Here is a 15982-nt window from a genome sequence, read left to right as displayed (position 1 = left end):
ACGCCCGTTCAACCTTTCCACAGTTGTATTCGGCGCCCTGCGTTCCGATCATTAAAGTCGTCCTTGCTGATCCGAAAGGTGGTTGTCCTCCGCCTAACTGAGCTTGTGCTCATCGGTTCCGAACGCCGTCTCAGCAATGAGACCAGTCCTCACGTTGCCTGAGCCCGGGTATCTCTTGACTGACTGAGCGGCCCGCGCCGACAATGGCATTGGGAAGATGGCGGGATGGCGCCCACGGTGTTCGGCACCACTTGGCGATCAAGCTGCGAAAGGGCTGTCATGGATTGGAAGCTGGAACTAGTCCCGGTCCCCGTATCGGACGTCGATAGAGCAATTGCCTTTTATGTTGAGAAGGTCGGCTTTCATCTCGATCACGACCACACCGTAAGCGACGAGATACGTTTCGTGCAATTGACGCCACCCGGATCGGCCTGTTCGATTGCCATGGGCAAGGGCCTCGTCGACAGCCCCCCGGGATCCATAAGGGGCCTGCAACTGGTCGTGCCCGATGTCGATGAGGCACACCGGTACCTGGCCGCTCAAGGTATCGAGGTCAGCGATATCAAGGATTTTCCCTGGGGCAGATTTGTCTTCTTTGAGGATCCCGACGGCAACACCTGGTCTGTCCAGCAACTTCCACCTCGCAGCTGAGGTGGCGCGCTGCGGCACGGTCGTGCCCCGACACAGATAGCGCGGGATGCACGGTTCAATTCGAACGCATCCCGGCCTAACGCCTCTTCTCGTCCAAGGCGGCATTCCAATTGTGATAAGGCGCGCGATAGGTGGGGATGCGGTCCTCGACATCGACAAGCGCTTCGAACGGTTTGTGCGGTTCGGCCTGATACCAGAAGGCGACCGACGAAATGTCGTCCGAGCGGCGATTGGCGTGACCGTGCTCGATGGTCACCCGAATGCGTTTGTGGAAGATGACCGGGTCCTCTATGTGCCAGCGATAGAGCGTAACCGGCTCGGTCCAGTTCGGCCCGCCGGCGGCGATGATGCCGTGATAGGGCGCGCTGTAGTCCTGTGTCGGGCACCATGCCGTATTGAAATAATCTTCCGTGCCGGTGCCGTGCAGCGTCGGCGGCCAGGCATCGTTGGCGCCGGGGCCGGTCTCGCCGCGATCGTCGATCAGTTCGGCCTTCGGTCCGATGCGCGGATCGGGCTTGCGCACCGTATCCGGCACGGAAATGCCCGGCTCGCCATCGACGAAGATCATGTCGTCGCCCTCGCCATACCAGTCCCATAGTGCGGAACGCCGCCGCGAATAGACGGAATAGAGCACGCCGACATAGTGGCCATGACCTTCCGCCTCCAGGATGGTGTAGTTGCCGTTCCCGTCGGTGTTTTCCCCGCCAAACAGGACCTGCTCGTTGGCCAGCCCCGTCTCGTCTATGCCATCAGGTCGCTGCTGCCTGTATTGGGCGTGGAAGCGGCCCAGGCCTTCCTCGAGTTCCTCATGCAGTTCGAGATCGACATAGTAATAGAAAAGCAGGTCGTCCTCAGCCTCATTGGTGACGGTGAAGCGCATGTGGCTGGCAAACGGCATCGGAAAGTAGCAGTTGAAGGCCTTGCCATCCTCGGGACTTGCCTGCACCGGCAGGCTGGCAAAATTGCGCGTGCGGGCGTGGCCCATGCCGAAGAAATCGCCGATCGGCGTTTCGATGCTCGGATGTTCCTCGCCATCCCAGTACGCGCGCAGCACGATCTTGCGCAGGAAGTCCTCGCTCTTGCAGGCGAGCGTCGCCCAGATATGCGTGACGATGCCGGCACCGTCATGTTCGGCAATCACCACCGTCTGGCCAGGTTCAATGTGCAGCCGGTCGTCATTGCCGCCGGTGCGGTCGTAGCTTGAGAACCGGCGGGTTTTGGCGTCGCGCAATTTGGCGAGCCCGCGAAGCGGCGACAAGCCGGCATTATCCATGTGTTTCTCCTCTTGCTTCAGCGGTTATTTCAGGCCGCTTGTCTTGATCGATTCCATGATCTGGCGTTGGAAGATCACGAAAAGAACCAGCATCGGCACGGCGACGATGGTCGAGGCGGCCATGACGTAATTCCAGGCGGCGGCGTACTGGCTCTTGAAGTTCGCAATGGCTACCTGCACCACCCAGAGGTTGAGGTCCGATGTGATCGTCAACGGCCACAGGAAAGCGTTCCAGTTGGCGAGGAAGAACAGGATCGCCAGCGCCGACAGGATCGGCCGGCTGAGCGGCAGGATGATGCTCCAATAGATGCGCCAGTAGCCGGCGCCGTCCATGATCGCGGCTTCTTCCAGTTCCCTGGGCAGCGACAGGTAATATTGCCTGAGCAGAAAGATGCCGAACGCGTTGAAGATCGCCGGAATGATCAGCCCGGCATAGCTGTCCAGCATGTGCAGCATCCGCGTCAGGATGAACAGCGGCACGATGATGACCGGAAGCGACACCAGGAAGGTCGAGAACATGGCGAGGAACAGGGTGTCGCGGCCCGGAAAACGCAGCCGTGCGAGCGAATAGCCCGCCATCGAATGGAAGAACAGCGCAGCGACCGTCACCGTCGCCGACACGAAGAACGAATTGAAGAGATAGCGCAGGAACGGCACCTCGGTCAGCACATAGAGGAAATTGCCGAGCGTCGGCCGTTCCGGAATGAGGCTCGGCGTGAAGACGTCGCTCGCCGGCTTGAGCGAGATGACCAGCATCCAGACAAGCGGGAATACCGTCATCAGGCCAAGTGCGGCGGTTGCCAGCATCCAGGCAAGTCTCGCCGCTCGTATCTGCGAACGGCGGGAAGGAGTTCGGCCGTCAGTCATGCTCGAAGCGTCCGCCGCGGGTCAGCACGAAGAAGAAGACCGTGACCAGCATCAGCGCCAGCACCAGCAGCGATGCCATTGCCGATGCATAGCCGAACGCGCCGAACTGGAATGCCTGCTTGTAGATGTAGATGATCAGCACCGAGGTCGAATTGACCGGACCGCCTTTGGTCATCACATAGATCAGGTCGAAGACCTGGCCGCCGGCGACAGCCGCGACGAGCGAGACCAGGAGGACGAAGAAGCTGGTCGGCTTGAGCAAGGGCAAAGTAATGTACCAGAAGCTTGTCACCGGCCCGGCACCGTCGATCTTTGCAGCTTCGTAGTACTCTGCCGGGATGTCCTGGAGCCCGCCGAGGAAGATCAGCATGTAGAAACCCATCAGGAACCAGACGCTGACCAGCACCAGCGTGAACAGCGCCAGATTTGGATCGCCGAGCAGCGAAATTCCGCCGAGGCCGACGAGCGGCGCCAGCCGGCTGACGATGCCGACCTTTTCGACCAGCATGAGCTGCCACACGAGCGCCACCACGACCAGGCTGACCATCTGCGGCGCAAAGAACATCGAGCGCATGACCGCGTTGAAGCGGTTGGTCTTCTGCACCAGAAGCGCCAGTCCCAGTCCGGCGACGTAGAGCGCCGGCACCAGCATGACGGCATAGGCTACCGTCACCTTCACCGACGACCAGAACAGCGGGTCGCCCCACATGCGCCTGTAATTGCCGAACCCGACGAACCTGTAGCCGCCGAAGCCGTTGACCTCGAAGAACCCGACTACGAGCGACAGCAGCATCGGCACGCCGACGAACACCAGCAGGCCAAGCGCATCGGGCAGGACGAACAGCCATGCGGCGCAGCGCTCCCTTTGCTTGGCGGTGAGACCGCGGGCGGAATTCGCGCCCGCGGCTGGCGGTTTCATCTGATCCATGCTGGAAAGGGCCTAAAGGATCGGCGCGCCGGAATAGGAAGCGAGGAACGCATCGAGTTGCTGACTGGCCGTCGTCGCCGCCTGCTGGGCATCAACCCCGCCAAGCTGTGCCGACTGGATGGCGTCGGAGATGATCTTGTAGGCCTCCGGCGGAACCCGCGGCTCGGCACGCGTTCCCGGGTGGATCTCCTTGGCGAAGGTGCCGAACTTGCCCGTGCTGAAGACATCGGCGCCGGCCTTCAGAGCGCTGTTGCGCGGCGGCATGTCGCTCTTGGCGACAGTGCACCAGTTGACGACCCGGTCGATCGATGCCGGATCCATTGAGGCCAGCGCCCAGGCGCAGAACTGGGCGGAAGCATCCGGGTTCTTGCCTCCGGCATTGGCGACGAAGGCCCAGCCGCCGCCGACAGTGACGTATTTGCCATTGGCCGGCGTCGGCAATTTGAAGATGCCGTAGGGCACATCCTTGGCGTTGTTGTCCATCGCCGAAATACCCCAGATGCCGCAGTTCTGCATGGCGCACAGCCCTGCCCCGAGATTGGCGACTATGTCGAAGCCGCCGCCGACCACCTGACGCGGCGCCACGCCGGTATTGATGGCATCCTGCCAGAGTTTCAGCGCCTGGACGGTGGCCGGCGAATCGAAGGCGCTCTTGCCGTCCTTGCCCTGGAATTCGCCGCCGCCCTGCCACAGGAACGGATACCAGGTGAAGTTCTGGTAATAGCCGGGAGTCGTTTCGAACAGCACGCCGTAGCGACTGGGCGTCGTCAGCTTTTTGGCGACCGCCAACAGCTCGTCCCAGGTCTTCGGCACGTCGTTCTCGTTGAGCTTTGCATCCTCGAACGCTTTGACCGAATAGTAGAAGGCCATCGGCTCGACTTCCATCGGCACACCGTAGATCTTGCCGTCCACCATGCGGTTGGCGATGACGCTTTCCGGGAAATCGGCTTTGGCGGCATCCTCGATATGCGGCGTCAGGTCGGCAAGCACGCCGCCATTGTAATAACGCAGGAAATCGCCGGGGCTGATGAGGAAGATGTCAGGGCCCTCGCCCGACGCGAAGGCCGTTGCCAGCTTGGAACCGGAGATGTATTCGCTGTTGACGACATATTCGAGCTCGACCTTCTGGTCGTGGCCGTCGTTCCAGTCGGCCACCAGCTTCTCGAACCACTGGACCTGCGGCTTCACGTCTCCGCCAGGCGCATAGAACTGCCAGAATTTCAGCGGCGCTTCCTGAGCGCGCACGGCCATCCTGTTGATGAACGGGAAGCCTGTGAGGCCGGCGGCAGCGAAAGTGGCGCCGCCCTGGATCAGCCGACGGCGGTTCAGGCTGGCCAATGGCCGGTCGCGGGTCGTTTCGTCAGTCATCAATTCCTCCCTTGGATGTTGTTCGGTCGAACGTTGGCGAAGGGACCTCCGTTCCCTTTGCCGGCATCTGGCGTCACGCGCTGTCGAATGGGCTCAACGCGCATGGGATCACTTCGGTGCGCGGCGCGCCCTCGACTTTGCCACCCAGCCGTTCGAGCAGCATTTCCGTGGCGCGCTTGGCAAGCATTGTCGGACTGTTGCCGACACGGGTCAGCTTCGGCCTGACATATTCCAGTTGAGGCAGGTCATCGAAGACTGCGATGGCGATATCCTGAGGGATATTGATCCCATGGTCGTAGAATTCGGTCAGCGCACCGGAGGCCATCAGATAATTGGCGAAGAACATCGCCGACGGCAGGTTTCCGCCGTGCTTCTCCCTGAGCCAGGTAACCGCTTCCCGCCCTGACGGGGCAAGATAGCTTCCCTCGAACCGCAGATCGGCGGAGATTGGCACGCCATTGTCGGCGAGCCCTTTTTCGAAGCCGGCGGCACGCGCCATCGCCTCCTTGAAAAAGGATGGCCCGGTGACATGGGCGACGCGGCGATGGCCCCTCTTCGCCAGATACTCGCCCATCAGATAGCCGCCGCCGAAATCGTCCAGCTGGACGCTGTCGACAGCATGGTTCGGCAGATGGCCGATGAAGACGGCGGGCAGATCGAGGCTGAGCAGTTCGCTGTGCATGCCGTGCAGCGCGAAGTCGGCAACGATGACGCCGTCGACCCGCTTGCGCCCTATCTGGCGCAAATACTCGCGGCCGTGATCCTGTGAATGTCCGCCCGGCACGTCGGTGTTGAAGATCAGCATGTCGAGGCCGACCACTTCGAGCGTCGACTGCGCCGTTTTCACCAGCTCCGGATAGAACGGGTTGCGGATGTCCGGGATCAGCATCGCGATGATGTTGGTGCGGCCGGTGCGCAGACTTTGCGCCTGCGGGTTCGGCGTGTAGCCGAGTTCGTCGATCGCCGCTTGTACGCGTTCACGCAGCGATTTCGATACCCGGTCCGCATGGTTGATGACATGCGACACGGTCGTGCGCGACACGCCCGCTCGCGTGGCAACTTTGGAAATCGTGCTCATGGTGACAGGTTACGAGCACATGAATGCATTTGCAAATCGATTTTACCGATGTCTCGCAAATTAGGGCCATCAGGCGGATTGCGCAAAATGCCAAAAGAAAAGGCCGGACTGTTAAGCCCGGCCAAGTGTGAAGGTCTATAACCTCCAGAGGGGAACGCGCCGGACGCAATGGGAGGAGACATCCGACGCAATTCGCATATGGGTCTGTATTGGTGGCGTTTCAACGATGCGGCAGTAGACCAACGGCGTTGCTGCCATAGAGCCAGAAACGCAAAGCATTCGAAGGGGCGGTGGATCGCAGCTGCCAGTTCGACACAAAGGTCGCCGAATGCAGGGTGGCTCCTGGCATAGGGACTTCAGTCTGTAGGCCTATCGACCAAGGACCCGCACAGCCAAACTTTGGTCCGAGGCTGCTATCGCAAAAGCCCGAAATGCGAGAGTTTCAGGAACTGAGTTCCGAGGAGCCCCGTTGCGATGCCGACTGTTACAGGAGGCCGCCATGGACCCGAGCATTCACCAGGCACGTTGGCTGCTTTTTCCGTTATTTGGCCTGTGTTTCGGGATCGCGGCCATTGGATTTATTGTTGGCTGACGGTGGAACTCGGCGCTATCGCGGAGAGACGCAACCACGGGAAGGCAAAAGACTTGCGCAGTAAATAGTCCCTTCCTGCGCTAGCGAGACCCACCAGTTACCATCGTGGGACTGGTGGGCCTTGACGTTCCGGACGCAAACCATTGTTTTAAGCATCACACGAATTCGAACAGGAGGCAGTACGACAAAGCCATATGATTAAGGGGAGTTCCGACATGCGACTGACAAGTTCATTGATGACGACCCGGAAACGAAGGACCGGATCTTCACGAGGACGTCATGTCGGCATTTCTGTAGTCGTCTTGACCTTCATTCTCGTCGTGAGCCCCTATCGCGTCGTGGTCGATGGATCATCGCAGCCGCTCGGCCCGCAGGCTGCCTGGGCCAAAGATGGCGGGAACGGGAATGGGAACGGCAATTCGGGCAATTCGGGTGGAAACTCCGGCAATTCGAACTCGAACGCTGGTGCCGGCAAGGGCAAAGCAAAGTCGCAGGACGACAATCTCCCTGATCCCGCCCCTGCGGTAAACCCCGATAGCAAGCCAAAACTCTTTGTCAACGCATCCACAGGAGACCGGGTCGAGGTGAGCGGCCCGAGCATTGGCGTGGTGCATTCGAACGGACTCAGTGAGCGCATCGACAGCGACCAATATGAAATGCGGGATGCCGAGGGCCGCATCATCATTCGGCGCCTGGCGACGCGTTCCGATCGGGACAGGTTGCTTGGAATGATCAACTGAGGGCCAGTTCACATGGCCGCGCCGTGCGGCAATTTCGGCTCAAGCATGATCGCGAACAGGCGGATGCCGGCGCTCAGTCGCGTCGCGCAAGGTCATGGCGGCTTCGGTCCTGTTGCTGACGTTGAGCTTGGCCAGGATTCGCGTCATGTGGTGCTTTATCGTCTTTTCATGCAGGTTCAGCCGAAGCCCGATCCGCTTGTTGCTCAGTCCCGCGGCAACCAGCGTCAGGATCTCCCTTTCGCGGCTGGTGAGGTCGGCAAGTCCGTCAGCTTTCGCCGGCTCTTTTGATTGAGCCGAGAGATCGGCCAACAGGCGCGCCGACAATTGTGGACAGACATATCGTTCGCCCGACGCTACCGTGCGCAGGATCGCAGCCAACGTCCTCGACCCGACCCCCTTCAGAACATAGCCCCTTGCCCCGCTCTGCAACGCGGTCATCACGTGCTGGTTTTCTTCCGAAACGGTCAGCATCACAATTTTCAGTGCCGGATGCCGCTCAAGGGCCGGTCCGATCACGCCAAGGCCACCTCCAGGAACCGAGATGTCCATCAGCAGAATGTCGGGCCGCTGGTCTTCGATTATCCGCAGGGCATCGTCTCTGCTGCTTCCTTCACCGACGATCTCGAACCCGCCGATCTGATCGAGCGTGCGCACAACGCCTTCCCTGAACAGCGGGTGGTCGTCGACGATGGCGAGCTTGATGGCTACTGTCATGTCTGCCCCATTTCAACGATGTTGAGGGCCATTCTTACGACTGTGCCACTCTGTGAGGAAGTCACGGTAAACTGGCCCCCGAGGCTTTCCACCCGCTCGCGCAGCCCAACGAGTCCCAGCCTCTCGGGACGCACGATTTGCGGGTCAAAGCCAGCGCCGGCGTCGGCCACTTCGATACAAACGCGCTCGCCGTCGAAATGTTTCTCGACCGACTGACCTTCACCTCCGGCATGACGGAATCCATTGTTCAGCGCCTCCTGGACGAAGCGGAAGATGCAGATCTTGGCCGCCGGCGATAACGGCGCATGGCCGCCGGTCATCGATAATCTCACTTTGACGCCGGTTCGTTCTTCGTGCGCCTGTACGGCTAGCTGGAGAATTTCACCCAGTTCGGCATGCTCGATATGCGGCAGGACAAGGCCCTTGCTGATGCTCCTGATCTCGCGCATGGCATCGTCCAGATGTGCTTTGATGGCCAGCAATTCCTGTGCACGCTTCGATTGCGGCGTAGCGGGATCGGCAATGACGGGGCTGTCGATCCCCAGCGCCGCGAGAGCAACCAATTGCGCGGGGCCATCGTGCAAGTCCGCACCGATGCGCCTGAGATAGCGTTCGTTAAGTGCGGTGGCACGCTGCGAGGCACGCTGCACCCGCAGCCTCAACAGTCTGTTTTGCGCAAGCAGATCGGAAAGCTCGGCAATGCGCTGCTTCAACGAGCGGCTCTGCGAACTGATCATGCGGCTGCCACGGAACACGATTGCCGACAGCCCCAGAAAGAAGGCCGCTGTGACGGCGGCAACGTCCAGCCAGGTTCGAATGAGCGCCTGATGCAGGTTTCTTTCAAAATCAGTGGCGACCTCGTAGAATTCCGAAACGGCCACCACTTCCCCCGACCATGGCTGCAGCACCGGATTGTAGATCTCGAGGAGATGCAAGCCGCTGGCTCTTTCGGCCTCGCTGTCCGGATCGTCGAGCTTGTCGAACTCCGAGACCATTTGGCCTGCGAATGCCGCCCGGAGATTGTCGCTGGGTTCGAAGCGCTTGCCGATCAATCTCTTGTCGGTCGAATACAGGATGGTTCCGTCGCGACGCCAGAGCTTGAAGGATTCGAGCCTTGTGCCGAGTGCCCCTTGTCCCAGCGTTTCATCGAGCGCATGGGCGACGCTCTCGTCGAGCACTTCGCTCTTGCGCATATCCGGAAGCAGCGGCGCGATAACGCTGTCCACGTAAAGAGCCGTCGCGGAAGCCGAATTCTGCGTGACCACGGTTTCTATATGGTTCGTGACGGAAATCCCCACCACCACCATGGCTGACAGGGAAAATAGACCGCCCGCGAGCAGGAACTGCGTTGCCAGCGATAGCGCATTCCAACGGTCAACAAGGCTTGTCAGCCTGTGTGGCTTGGTGTTCCGAATGGCCCGCTCGGCAGCACGCCGCACCAGTGGCGCGATTCTGGAGAGCCGGCTAATTCGTTGTCGAACGTCGCTGAAAGACGCCATCCTAGGTGTGTAACCGATCAATCGCGATGGAACTAGGGCCTGATGAGAGGGCGAACAGCGTATCCGGCGCTTTTTTTGGGCAAACCGTCTCATTGCGTCGTTCGGTAAAGCTCGGACGCGGCCTGCTTCAGTGCCGCCCGTCCATCCGGCCTCAGATACATCATGTGCCCGCCCTCCAGCACCTCGGTGCGAATGGGCTTTGCGCCGGCAAGCGAAGGAATTTGACCAAGCAGGTAGCGCGAGCCCATGTACGGCGTCACCAGGTCGCTGTAGCCGTTGACGATCAGCACGCCGAGGCTGGGGTTTAGCACGCGCGCCTGTTGAAGGTCGTCCATGACACCCGCATAGCCCTGACGCGTCGCGCTCGTCCCATAGTCCCAATTGCCGCTGACTTCACGGTTGAGAAGCCGATAGCTGATATCCGTGCGGAAGTTCAATTCATCACGCACATAGCCGACGAAAGCGGAGGTGAGCGCCGGCACGCTTCGGTCGAGCACCGGATCGGGACCCTCGACTCCCAGGCTCTCTGGCGCCACGTCCGCTGTCGCGATGTTGCCGTCATAGGCGCTGAGAACATTGCCCTTTGCCCGTGCAAACTCCTTGGCGAACAGCCCTATGGAAATGCGTGCAAAGTGCCGCTGGACGAGATCGAGCGGCAGACCGGTGATTGCGGCGACACGCTGGCTCGCCAGGCGTCCACCCTGCTCCAGCCCACCTGCCAGCGCGGCCAGATAATCGCCGAGCGCATAGCGTTCGACTTCCGCCAGCCGCTCCTGCAGGGCCGGGCCGGAAACGCCTTCGCTGTGTAGGCGCACTGCCGCCAGCGACGGCAGTTCCAGCGCCCAGTGGAGCGGCTGGAACTCGTCCGGGCGCACCAGCGTGAATTCGAGCGCCGGCGAAATCAGCACGACGCCACTCGGGCTGATGCCGATGTCTTCCTGAAGCTTCCTGGCGAGCAATGCTGCTCGAAAGCCGCCATAGCTTTCGCCAGCCAGGAAGACAGGCGATGCCGTACGGTTCGTCTGCGCCAGATAGAGCCGGATAAACGCGCCTATCGACGCGGCGTCCTGGCTGACGCCCCAGAAGCTGTGTGCTTCCGTGCCGGGCGCTTCACGGCTGTAACCGGTTCCAACAGGGTCCACAAAGACCAAGTCGGTCATGTCGAGCCAAGTGTCGGGGTTGTCGAACAGCCTCTGCGGCGGCGGCAGGAAACTTCCATCGGCCGCCGTCGCCAGGACCCGCGGACCGAGCGCGCCGAGATGAAGATAAGCGGAAGCTGCTCCCGGACCGCCATTGAACACGAAGGTGATCGGGCGCCGCGGATCCGGTCCCGTTTCTTTCCCGGAATGCAGTGCATAGGCGACGTAGAAAATCTCGGCGGTGATATCGCCTTTGCCGGACGGCAATGACAGCGTGCCGGCCTTGGCCTCGTAATCGAGCGTGCGTCCGGCTATGACGATCGAATGATCGGAAGTCTGCGGCGGTGGCAGGAGCGAGAGAACCCCGCCTGTGGGCGGCGGCCGCTGGGCCGTCTCCGCGTGACCCACCCCAACTCCGGCAACCAACAGCAGAAGAGCGAGGGCGATTTCTTGCAGCTTGATAGGCATGACGTCTCCGGAGCAATTGGCTGGAAACTAGCACACCGTCGGCCGAACCAAAGTCACAGCACCGTGCGCCAGTACATCTGACAAGAAGGGGTCGGATTTGGAAATCCGATGCCCAGGCGGAAGATAGGGCGCGAGGGTCACGGCGGCAGCCTCAACCTCTTGCAGCAGATGCGTGCGGCGGAATGACGTACCAAACGACTTCGTGAATTTTCTGCCGGTTGACTCGATTGGCCCACTTCCTAGGTTGGCATTCGGGGCTCCCGTGCAATCCGAAGTTGGTATGACATCTTTCCACACCCGAAAGCTTGCCCTTCTCCTTCTATCGGCAAGCGCCGCCATCCTGTCTTCCTGCGTCATGCCCGACGACACGTCGAGCACTGCGAAGGAAGACGCCACGGCGGCGGCAGCCCGCAGGGAGATGGTCGGCCTTAGCGAGGCGGACGTTCGAATGTGCGCCGGCTTTCCGACCGCCACTGCCGATGTCGGCAAATCCGGCCAGATCTGGACCTATCAGCGCGTCGTTCAACGTGGCAATCTCAACATTGTCGTTCCGACGGTGGCCATTGGCCCGGTCCCTGCGCTCGGAGGTTCCGTCAACGTCGCCCCCGGCGGCTATTGCAACACACAAATTCGAATGGTTGACGGTCATGTTGCCGAGGTTGCCTACGCCGGCGACAACAACCTGCCGAACAACCGCGATGCGCTCTGTGTCAGCACGGTGGACGCCTGTGTCGCCTACGCCCGTCAGTATCATCCAGGCAGGGCAATGGGCAGATAGCGGGATGAGTGGCATTGCCGCTGATCTGAACGCCTGAGATTTCTGGTTTGCCGGCTAGTGACTATCCTCGATCCCGATCGAGCATCACCGATTTGACCTGATATCCCCGCTCTCAACCGCCGACCCGACCCCATCGCGAATAGTGGAGAAATAGCGGTCGGTTCCGACCTGCCCGCCCTTGAGGGCAATTTCCAGCCCATCGATCGCCTTAATGCTTGAATGCGCCACACAAAGTGGCGAGCCCGGCGATGCCGGCAGCGGCATTCGCACAGTCAGCGCGTCGACGCCCATCTGGCCAAGTGCATGGCTCGACGTGTCGCCGCCGGCGATGACCACGCGCAGTAGCTTCTCTTGAAGCGTCAGTTCGCGGAGAACCTCGCCAAGGCCGCGGCCGAGCTTATGGCGGGCGCCTTCCCGGAGATCGATTTCTGCACCGCGGTCGGCCGCAGGTCCGAGCGCGGTGTAGAGGATGACGCTGCGCCCGGCCCGTAGGCTGGAGCGGCCGGTTGCCACCGCGCGCGCAATCGCGTCGTTCGAAGCCTCAGAAACCAGTTTGACCGGGTCGAGCTCGATCCCGTCGAAGCCGTCGGCCAGAGCATGACGGATCTGTCGTTCCGTCGTCGGCGAGCAGCTCCCCGAGACCACGGCGATCCTGTCGACAGCGCCCGGCGGCGAAAAGGCGGATTTGGTATCCACGATCCGGTTCGATGCCCATTCGACCAGCAAGGCATATTCGATGCCTGAAGAGCCGACGACGAAATAACCGCCCGGCTTGCGAGCGCGCCAAATCTCCTTGCCGGCAAGTGCCTGGGTTTCCAGGCTATCGACATCGACAAGCACGATACCTGAGCCATTCTCCACAAGCCGGTCGAATGCTTTCGACCGCGACGCAGACTGCAGCGTCGCCAGGTCGACCAGACCCGAGGCGAGGCTGGTCTGGCGCGACAGATGGATCAGCAGGTCGGATTCGTCCATCGGCGTGGTCGGATGGCGGCTCATCACGGGATGGCGGTCGATGCGGAAATATTTTTCGCGATAGGCCGCGAACAGATGACCGAAGGCGGTGTAGCGCTTCAGCTGCGGCGCGCCGACCACCAGCGGCACGCCGTCTTGCCGAAAAACCGAGCGGCCGATTTCGATCGCCCGGCCGATGCTGCCGATTGCCGGGCTGGAATCGAAGGTCGAGCAGACCTTGTAGTGGCAGATCTCGGCGTTGACGGTCTTCAGCCAGGCGAAGGCATCTCGCAGATGCGTGTCCATCCACTGCGGCGTCTCGCTGCGGCTGGTGCCGGCCAGCCCGAGGGCGCGGCAATGCGCAAATTGCGAAAGCAGCGCCTCGTCCGGCTGGCGCATGAACAGGACGGTCGGCACGCCGCCGAGCACGAGCGCCTCCATGACGTCGGTCGAGCCGGTCAGGTCGTCGCCATAGTAACTCAGAAGCAGATTTTGCATGGCGTCAGGCCGCCTCGCCGCCGCCGAACTTCTCGATCGACCGCGCCAGCTCGACATGGCTCAAGGCATAATCCGCCAACGGAATGTCTTGGACCGCCGCCTGCCAAGCCTGCTGCACGGCGCGCACGCCGGCGCCCGGCCCGTCCGGGTGGCTGACGATGCCACCGCCGCAGAGATAGAGAAGATCGACCGTCCGGCCGGTTCGCTGGAAGGTTTCAGGCGCCTGCCCGCCCCACTGGCCGGAGCCGGCGACCGGCAATGCGCAATCGGACGGCGAAAAGATCGGCGTGGTCACCGCCTTGAAGGATTCGACGAAGGACCAGTCGGGTTCCCAGTATTTCGAGGTGATGCCGTTGATCTGGAACTGGTCGACGCCGAGCAACCGCCAGAACTGCTGCCAGACCTTGAAATCCATGCCGAGGCCGGGATGGCGGGTGAGAATGTCCCAGCCATTGCGATGGGCATGGAGCACCAGGCTGGAGCGCTTTCGGAGGTAAGCCATGCCACCAAAGCCGATCGAATTGATGTTGACCACCGCGCAATTGCCGCCGGCCTTTGCCACCAGATCGTGGTTTCGCATCATCTCGTCGGGATCGGCATGTGAAATGCCGAAGGCATACATGACCTTCTTACCGGTCTTCTGCTCGTGGTCGAGGATCAGCGGCATGATTGCCCTCACTCGCTCCGACAGCGGTGAATAGGCCGGGCTCATCAGCTTCTCGTCGTCCTTGATGAAGTCGACGCCGGCGGCAATCAGCTCTTGCACCATTGCGGCCGCCTCGTACGGGCGGAGTCCCAGCGCCGGCTTGACGATGGTCCCGATGATCGGACGATCCGCGACACCGGTCAGCCTGCGGCTGCCCGTGACGCCGAATTGCGGGCCCGGATGCGCGCCCCGGTACTCCTCGGGTAGCTTCATGTCGACGACACGAATGCCGGACAGGCCCTTGATCGAAAAGGTGCCGCCGATGGCGATGGTCATCAGCGCCGACAGGTCGGTGCCGATGGCGTCCAGCGGAAAGGCGATATCGATGTCGGCGCGCTTGACCGGGCCGTTGCGTGCTTCGGGGCTTGCTCCGGAACCGGTTTCGGGAAGGGACGGCCGGTCCGCGTCCGGCAGATGCCGTATCGCCAGGACTCGCGCTGCGACCCTGGCCTTGAGCTCTTCGGTCTCGCCGGCCAGCGCGACGAAGGTTCCGGTCGACTGGTCGCTTGCAATCTTGGCCGCCAGCGCCTCGATATTGCCGGGCGTTTCGATGCGATAGGTAAGAACAATCATATTCGTGCGGCCTGCCGGGGAGGTTTCGAAAAAGGTTCCTTGGCCCTCGAAATCTGGTATAATGAGTACATAAGCATTGCAAGCCCTATCCGGCTTGGCGGTAAGGGCGAGCCGGCAACAGGCGTTCCGGAATTCACGGCGGAAATGCTAGGTATAGGCCGGTCAAAGGAGTGATTCGCGACGATGAACCGTTCGGAGCCGATCGTCCGGCGCAAGCTTTCCGACGAAGTATTCTTGAGACTGAAGCGCCTGATCACCAGCGGTGAATTGCTGCCGGGTGACGACATGCCGTCGGAGCGCGAATTGATGGAGCGCTTCGAGGTCGGCAGGCCGGCGATCCGCGAGGCGATGCAGGCGTTGAGCAATATGGGGCTGGTCGCGATCTCGCATGGCGAGCGTGCCAAGGTGCTGCAGCTGACCGCCAAGTCGATCATCAAGCAGGTCGACGGCGCAGCCAAGATCATCCTGTCGTCATCGAAGGACACGCTCGAGCACCTCAAGAACGCGCGCATCTTTTTCGAGCGCGGCATGGTGAGGGAAGCCGCGGAGAAGGCAACCGCCGAGGACGTGCAGCGGTTGCGGGCAACGGTTGCCGAGCAGCGCAGCCATCGTGGCGACTCGGAAGCCTTCATATCCGCCGACATGAAGTTCCACACTCAGATCGCGGCAATTTCCGGAAACCCGATCTATGTCGCCGTCAGCGAGGCAATGCTTGGCTGGCTAAAGGAATACCACACCGAAATGCTGATCTGGACCGGCAAGGAAAAGTTCACGCTGACCGAGCACGAAGAGATCGTCGGACGCATCGAAGCCAAGGATGCGGATGGCGCCGAGAAGGCGATGATCAAGCACCTCGAACGCTCGCGCGCGCTCTACGTGATGAATTCCGGCAACTGAAAATCAAGTGCAGGTCCCGACCGGCGTCGCGGTCGGACCTTGTTCTCGGCCTACTGGCTGACCACAGATCAGCCTGAGCCCGGACCGACGCAGTTTTATGTTGCCGTCTGAATCCGGTGTATGTGCCGCGTTGTTTTCATTCAGCGATTTCAGCATTTGCATCTTCCCAGCCATGGACTTCCACGGGCCGCTTCGTCCGCAGCCCTCATAGGCCCTCCTGGAGGCGCCGCGCTTGTTCTGGAATTGGCAATTCTTGCAA

14 protein-coding genes are annotated in these 15982 nt (G+C 61.2%); 4 read left to right on the top strand and 10 right to left on the bottom strand.

Features of this window, described 5'->3' with window-relative positions; genetic code table 11:
* Positions 1-225: 225 nt before the first annotated feature.
* Positions 226-651 carry a VOC family protein gene (locus NKJ91_RS01300; protein ID WP_352454137.1) on the top strand — a complete coding sequence of 142 codons (426 nt, stop codon included), beginning with the start codon at positions 226-228 and terminating at the stop codon, positions 649-651.
* 76 nt (positions 652-727) lie between these two features.
* Here the strand turns inward: NKJ91_RS01300 and NKJ91_RS01295 are convergent, their stop codons facing one another.
* The 5 genes from NKJ91_RS01295 to NKJ91_RS01275 form a co-directional block, all read right to left on the bottom strand.
* A complete protein-coding gene (locus tag NKJ91_RS01295; protein WP_352454136.1) occupies positions 728-1924 on the bottom strand; it encodes a glycoside hydrolase family 172 protein in 1197 nt (398 codons plus the stop codon).
* 24 nt (positions 1925-1948) lie between these two features.
* Positions 1949-2731 carry a carbohydrate ABC transporter permease gene (locus NKJ91_RS01290; protein WP_352454135.1) on the bottom strand — a complete coding sequence of 261 codons (783 nt, stop codon included), beginning with the start codon at positions 2729-2731 and terminating at the stop codon, positions 1949-1951.
* Between the two features lie 52 nt (positions 2732-2783).
* Positions 2784-3710, bottom strand: coding sequence for a carbohydrate ABC transporter permease (locus NKJ91_RS01285; protein ID WP_031211400.1), 927 nt, complete (start codon positions 3708-3710; stop codon positions 2784-2786).
* Between the two features lie 21 nt (positions 3711-3731).
* Positions 3732-5087 (bottom strand): ABC transporter substrate-binding protein, encoded by a 1356-nt coding sequence (locus tag NKJ91_RS01280; protein WP_352454134.1) that lies wholly within the window; start codon positions 5085-5087, stop codon positions 3732-3734.
* Positions 5088-5160: 73 nt separating this feature from the next.
* Positions 5161-6165: a LacI family DNA-binding transcriptional regulator gene (locus NKJ91_RS01275; protein WP_352454133.1), complete on the bottom strand. Its 1005-nt coding sequence runs from the start codon at positions 6163-6165 to the stop codon at positions 5161-5163.
* An 807-nt stretch (positions 6166-6972) separates the two neighbouring features.
* Between NKJ91_RS01275 and NKJ91_RS01270 the strand changes: the two genes are divergently transcribed.
* On the top strand, positions 6973-7497 hold the full coding sequence (locus NKJ91_RS01270) for a hypothetical protein (protein ID WP_352454132.1): 525 nt from the start codon (positions 6973-6975) through the stop codon (positions 7495-7497).
* Positions 7498-7536: 39 nt separating this feature from the next.
* On the opposite strand, the gene NKJ91_RS01265 is transcribed toward NKJ91_RS01270, so the two are convergent.
* The 3 genes from NKJ91_RS01265 to NKJ91_RS01255 are packed head-to-tail and all read right to left on the bottom strand — an operon-like array spanning position 7537 to position 11317.
* On the bottom strand, positions 7537-8211 hold the full coding sequence (locus NKJ91_RS01265; RefSeq protein ID WP_352448141.1) for a LuxR C-terminal-related transcriptional regulator: 675 nt from the start codon (positions 8209-8211) through the stop codon (positions 7537-7539).
* Positions 8208-9803, bottom strand: coding sequence for a sensor histidine kinase (locus NKJ91_RS01260; RefSeq protein WP_352454131.1), 1596 nt, complete (start codon positions 9801-9803; stop codon positions 8208-8210). The genes NKJ91_RS01265 and NKJ91_RS01260 overlap by 4 nt, the downstream gene beginning before the upstream one ends.
* Positions 9800-11317, bottom strand: coding sequence for a S10 family peptidase (locus NKJ91_RS01255; protein WP_352454130.1), 1518 nt, complete (start codon positions 11315-11317; stop codon positions 9800-9802). Before NKJ91_RS01255 ends, NKJ91_RS01260 begins: the two co-directional genes overlap by 4 nt.
* 280 nt (positions 11318-11597) lie before the next feature.
* On the opposite strand from NKJ91_RS01255, the gene NKJ91_RS01250 reads away from it, so the two are divergent.
* Positions 11598-12095, top strand: a complete 498-nt coding sequence (locus tag NKJ91_RS01250) for a hypothetical protein (RefSeq protein ID WP_023675485.1) — start codon at positions 11598-11600, stop codon at positions 12093-12095.
* An 84-nt stretch (positions 12096-12179) separates the two neighbouring features.
* On the opposite strand, the gene NKJ91_RS01245 is transcribed toward NKJ91_RS01250, so the two are convergent.
* A complete protein-coding gene (locus NKJ91_RS01245; protein WP_352454129.1) occupies positions 12180-13547 on the bottom strand; it encodes a four-carbon acid sugar kinase family protein in 1368 nt (455 codons plus the stop codon).
* A 4-nt stretch (positions 13548-13551) separates the two neighbouring features.
* Complete coding sequence (gene oiaX / locus NKJ91_RS01240) at positions 13552-14826, bottom strand: 3-oxo-isoapionate-4-phosphate decarboxylase OiaX (RefSeq protein WP_352454128.1); 1275 nt, start codon at positions 14824-14826, stop codon at positions 13552-13554.
* Between the two features lie 183 nt (positions 14827-15009).
* Here oiaX and NKJ91_RS01235 point away from each other — a divergent pair, with 183 nt between their 5' ends.
* A complete protein-coding gene (locus NKJ91_RS01235; protein WP_352454127.1) occupies positions 15010-15723 on the top strand; it encodes a transcriptional regulator NanR in 714 nt (237 codons plus the stop codon).
* Positions 15724-15982 lie beyond the last annotated feature (259 nt).

This window comes from Mesorhizobium sp. M0040, from assembly GCF_040323505.1.
Lineage (GTDB): Bacteria > Pseudomonadota > Alphaproteobacteria > Rhizobiales > Rhizobiaceae > Mesorhizobium.
Note: the sequence above shows the minus strand (reverse complement) of the source record. Positions and strands in the feature narration are given on the sequence as shown.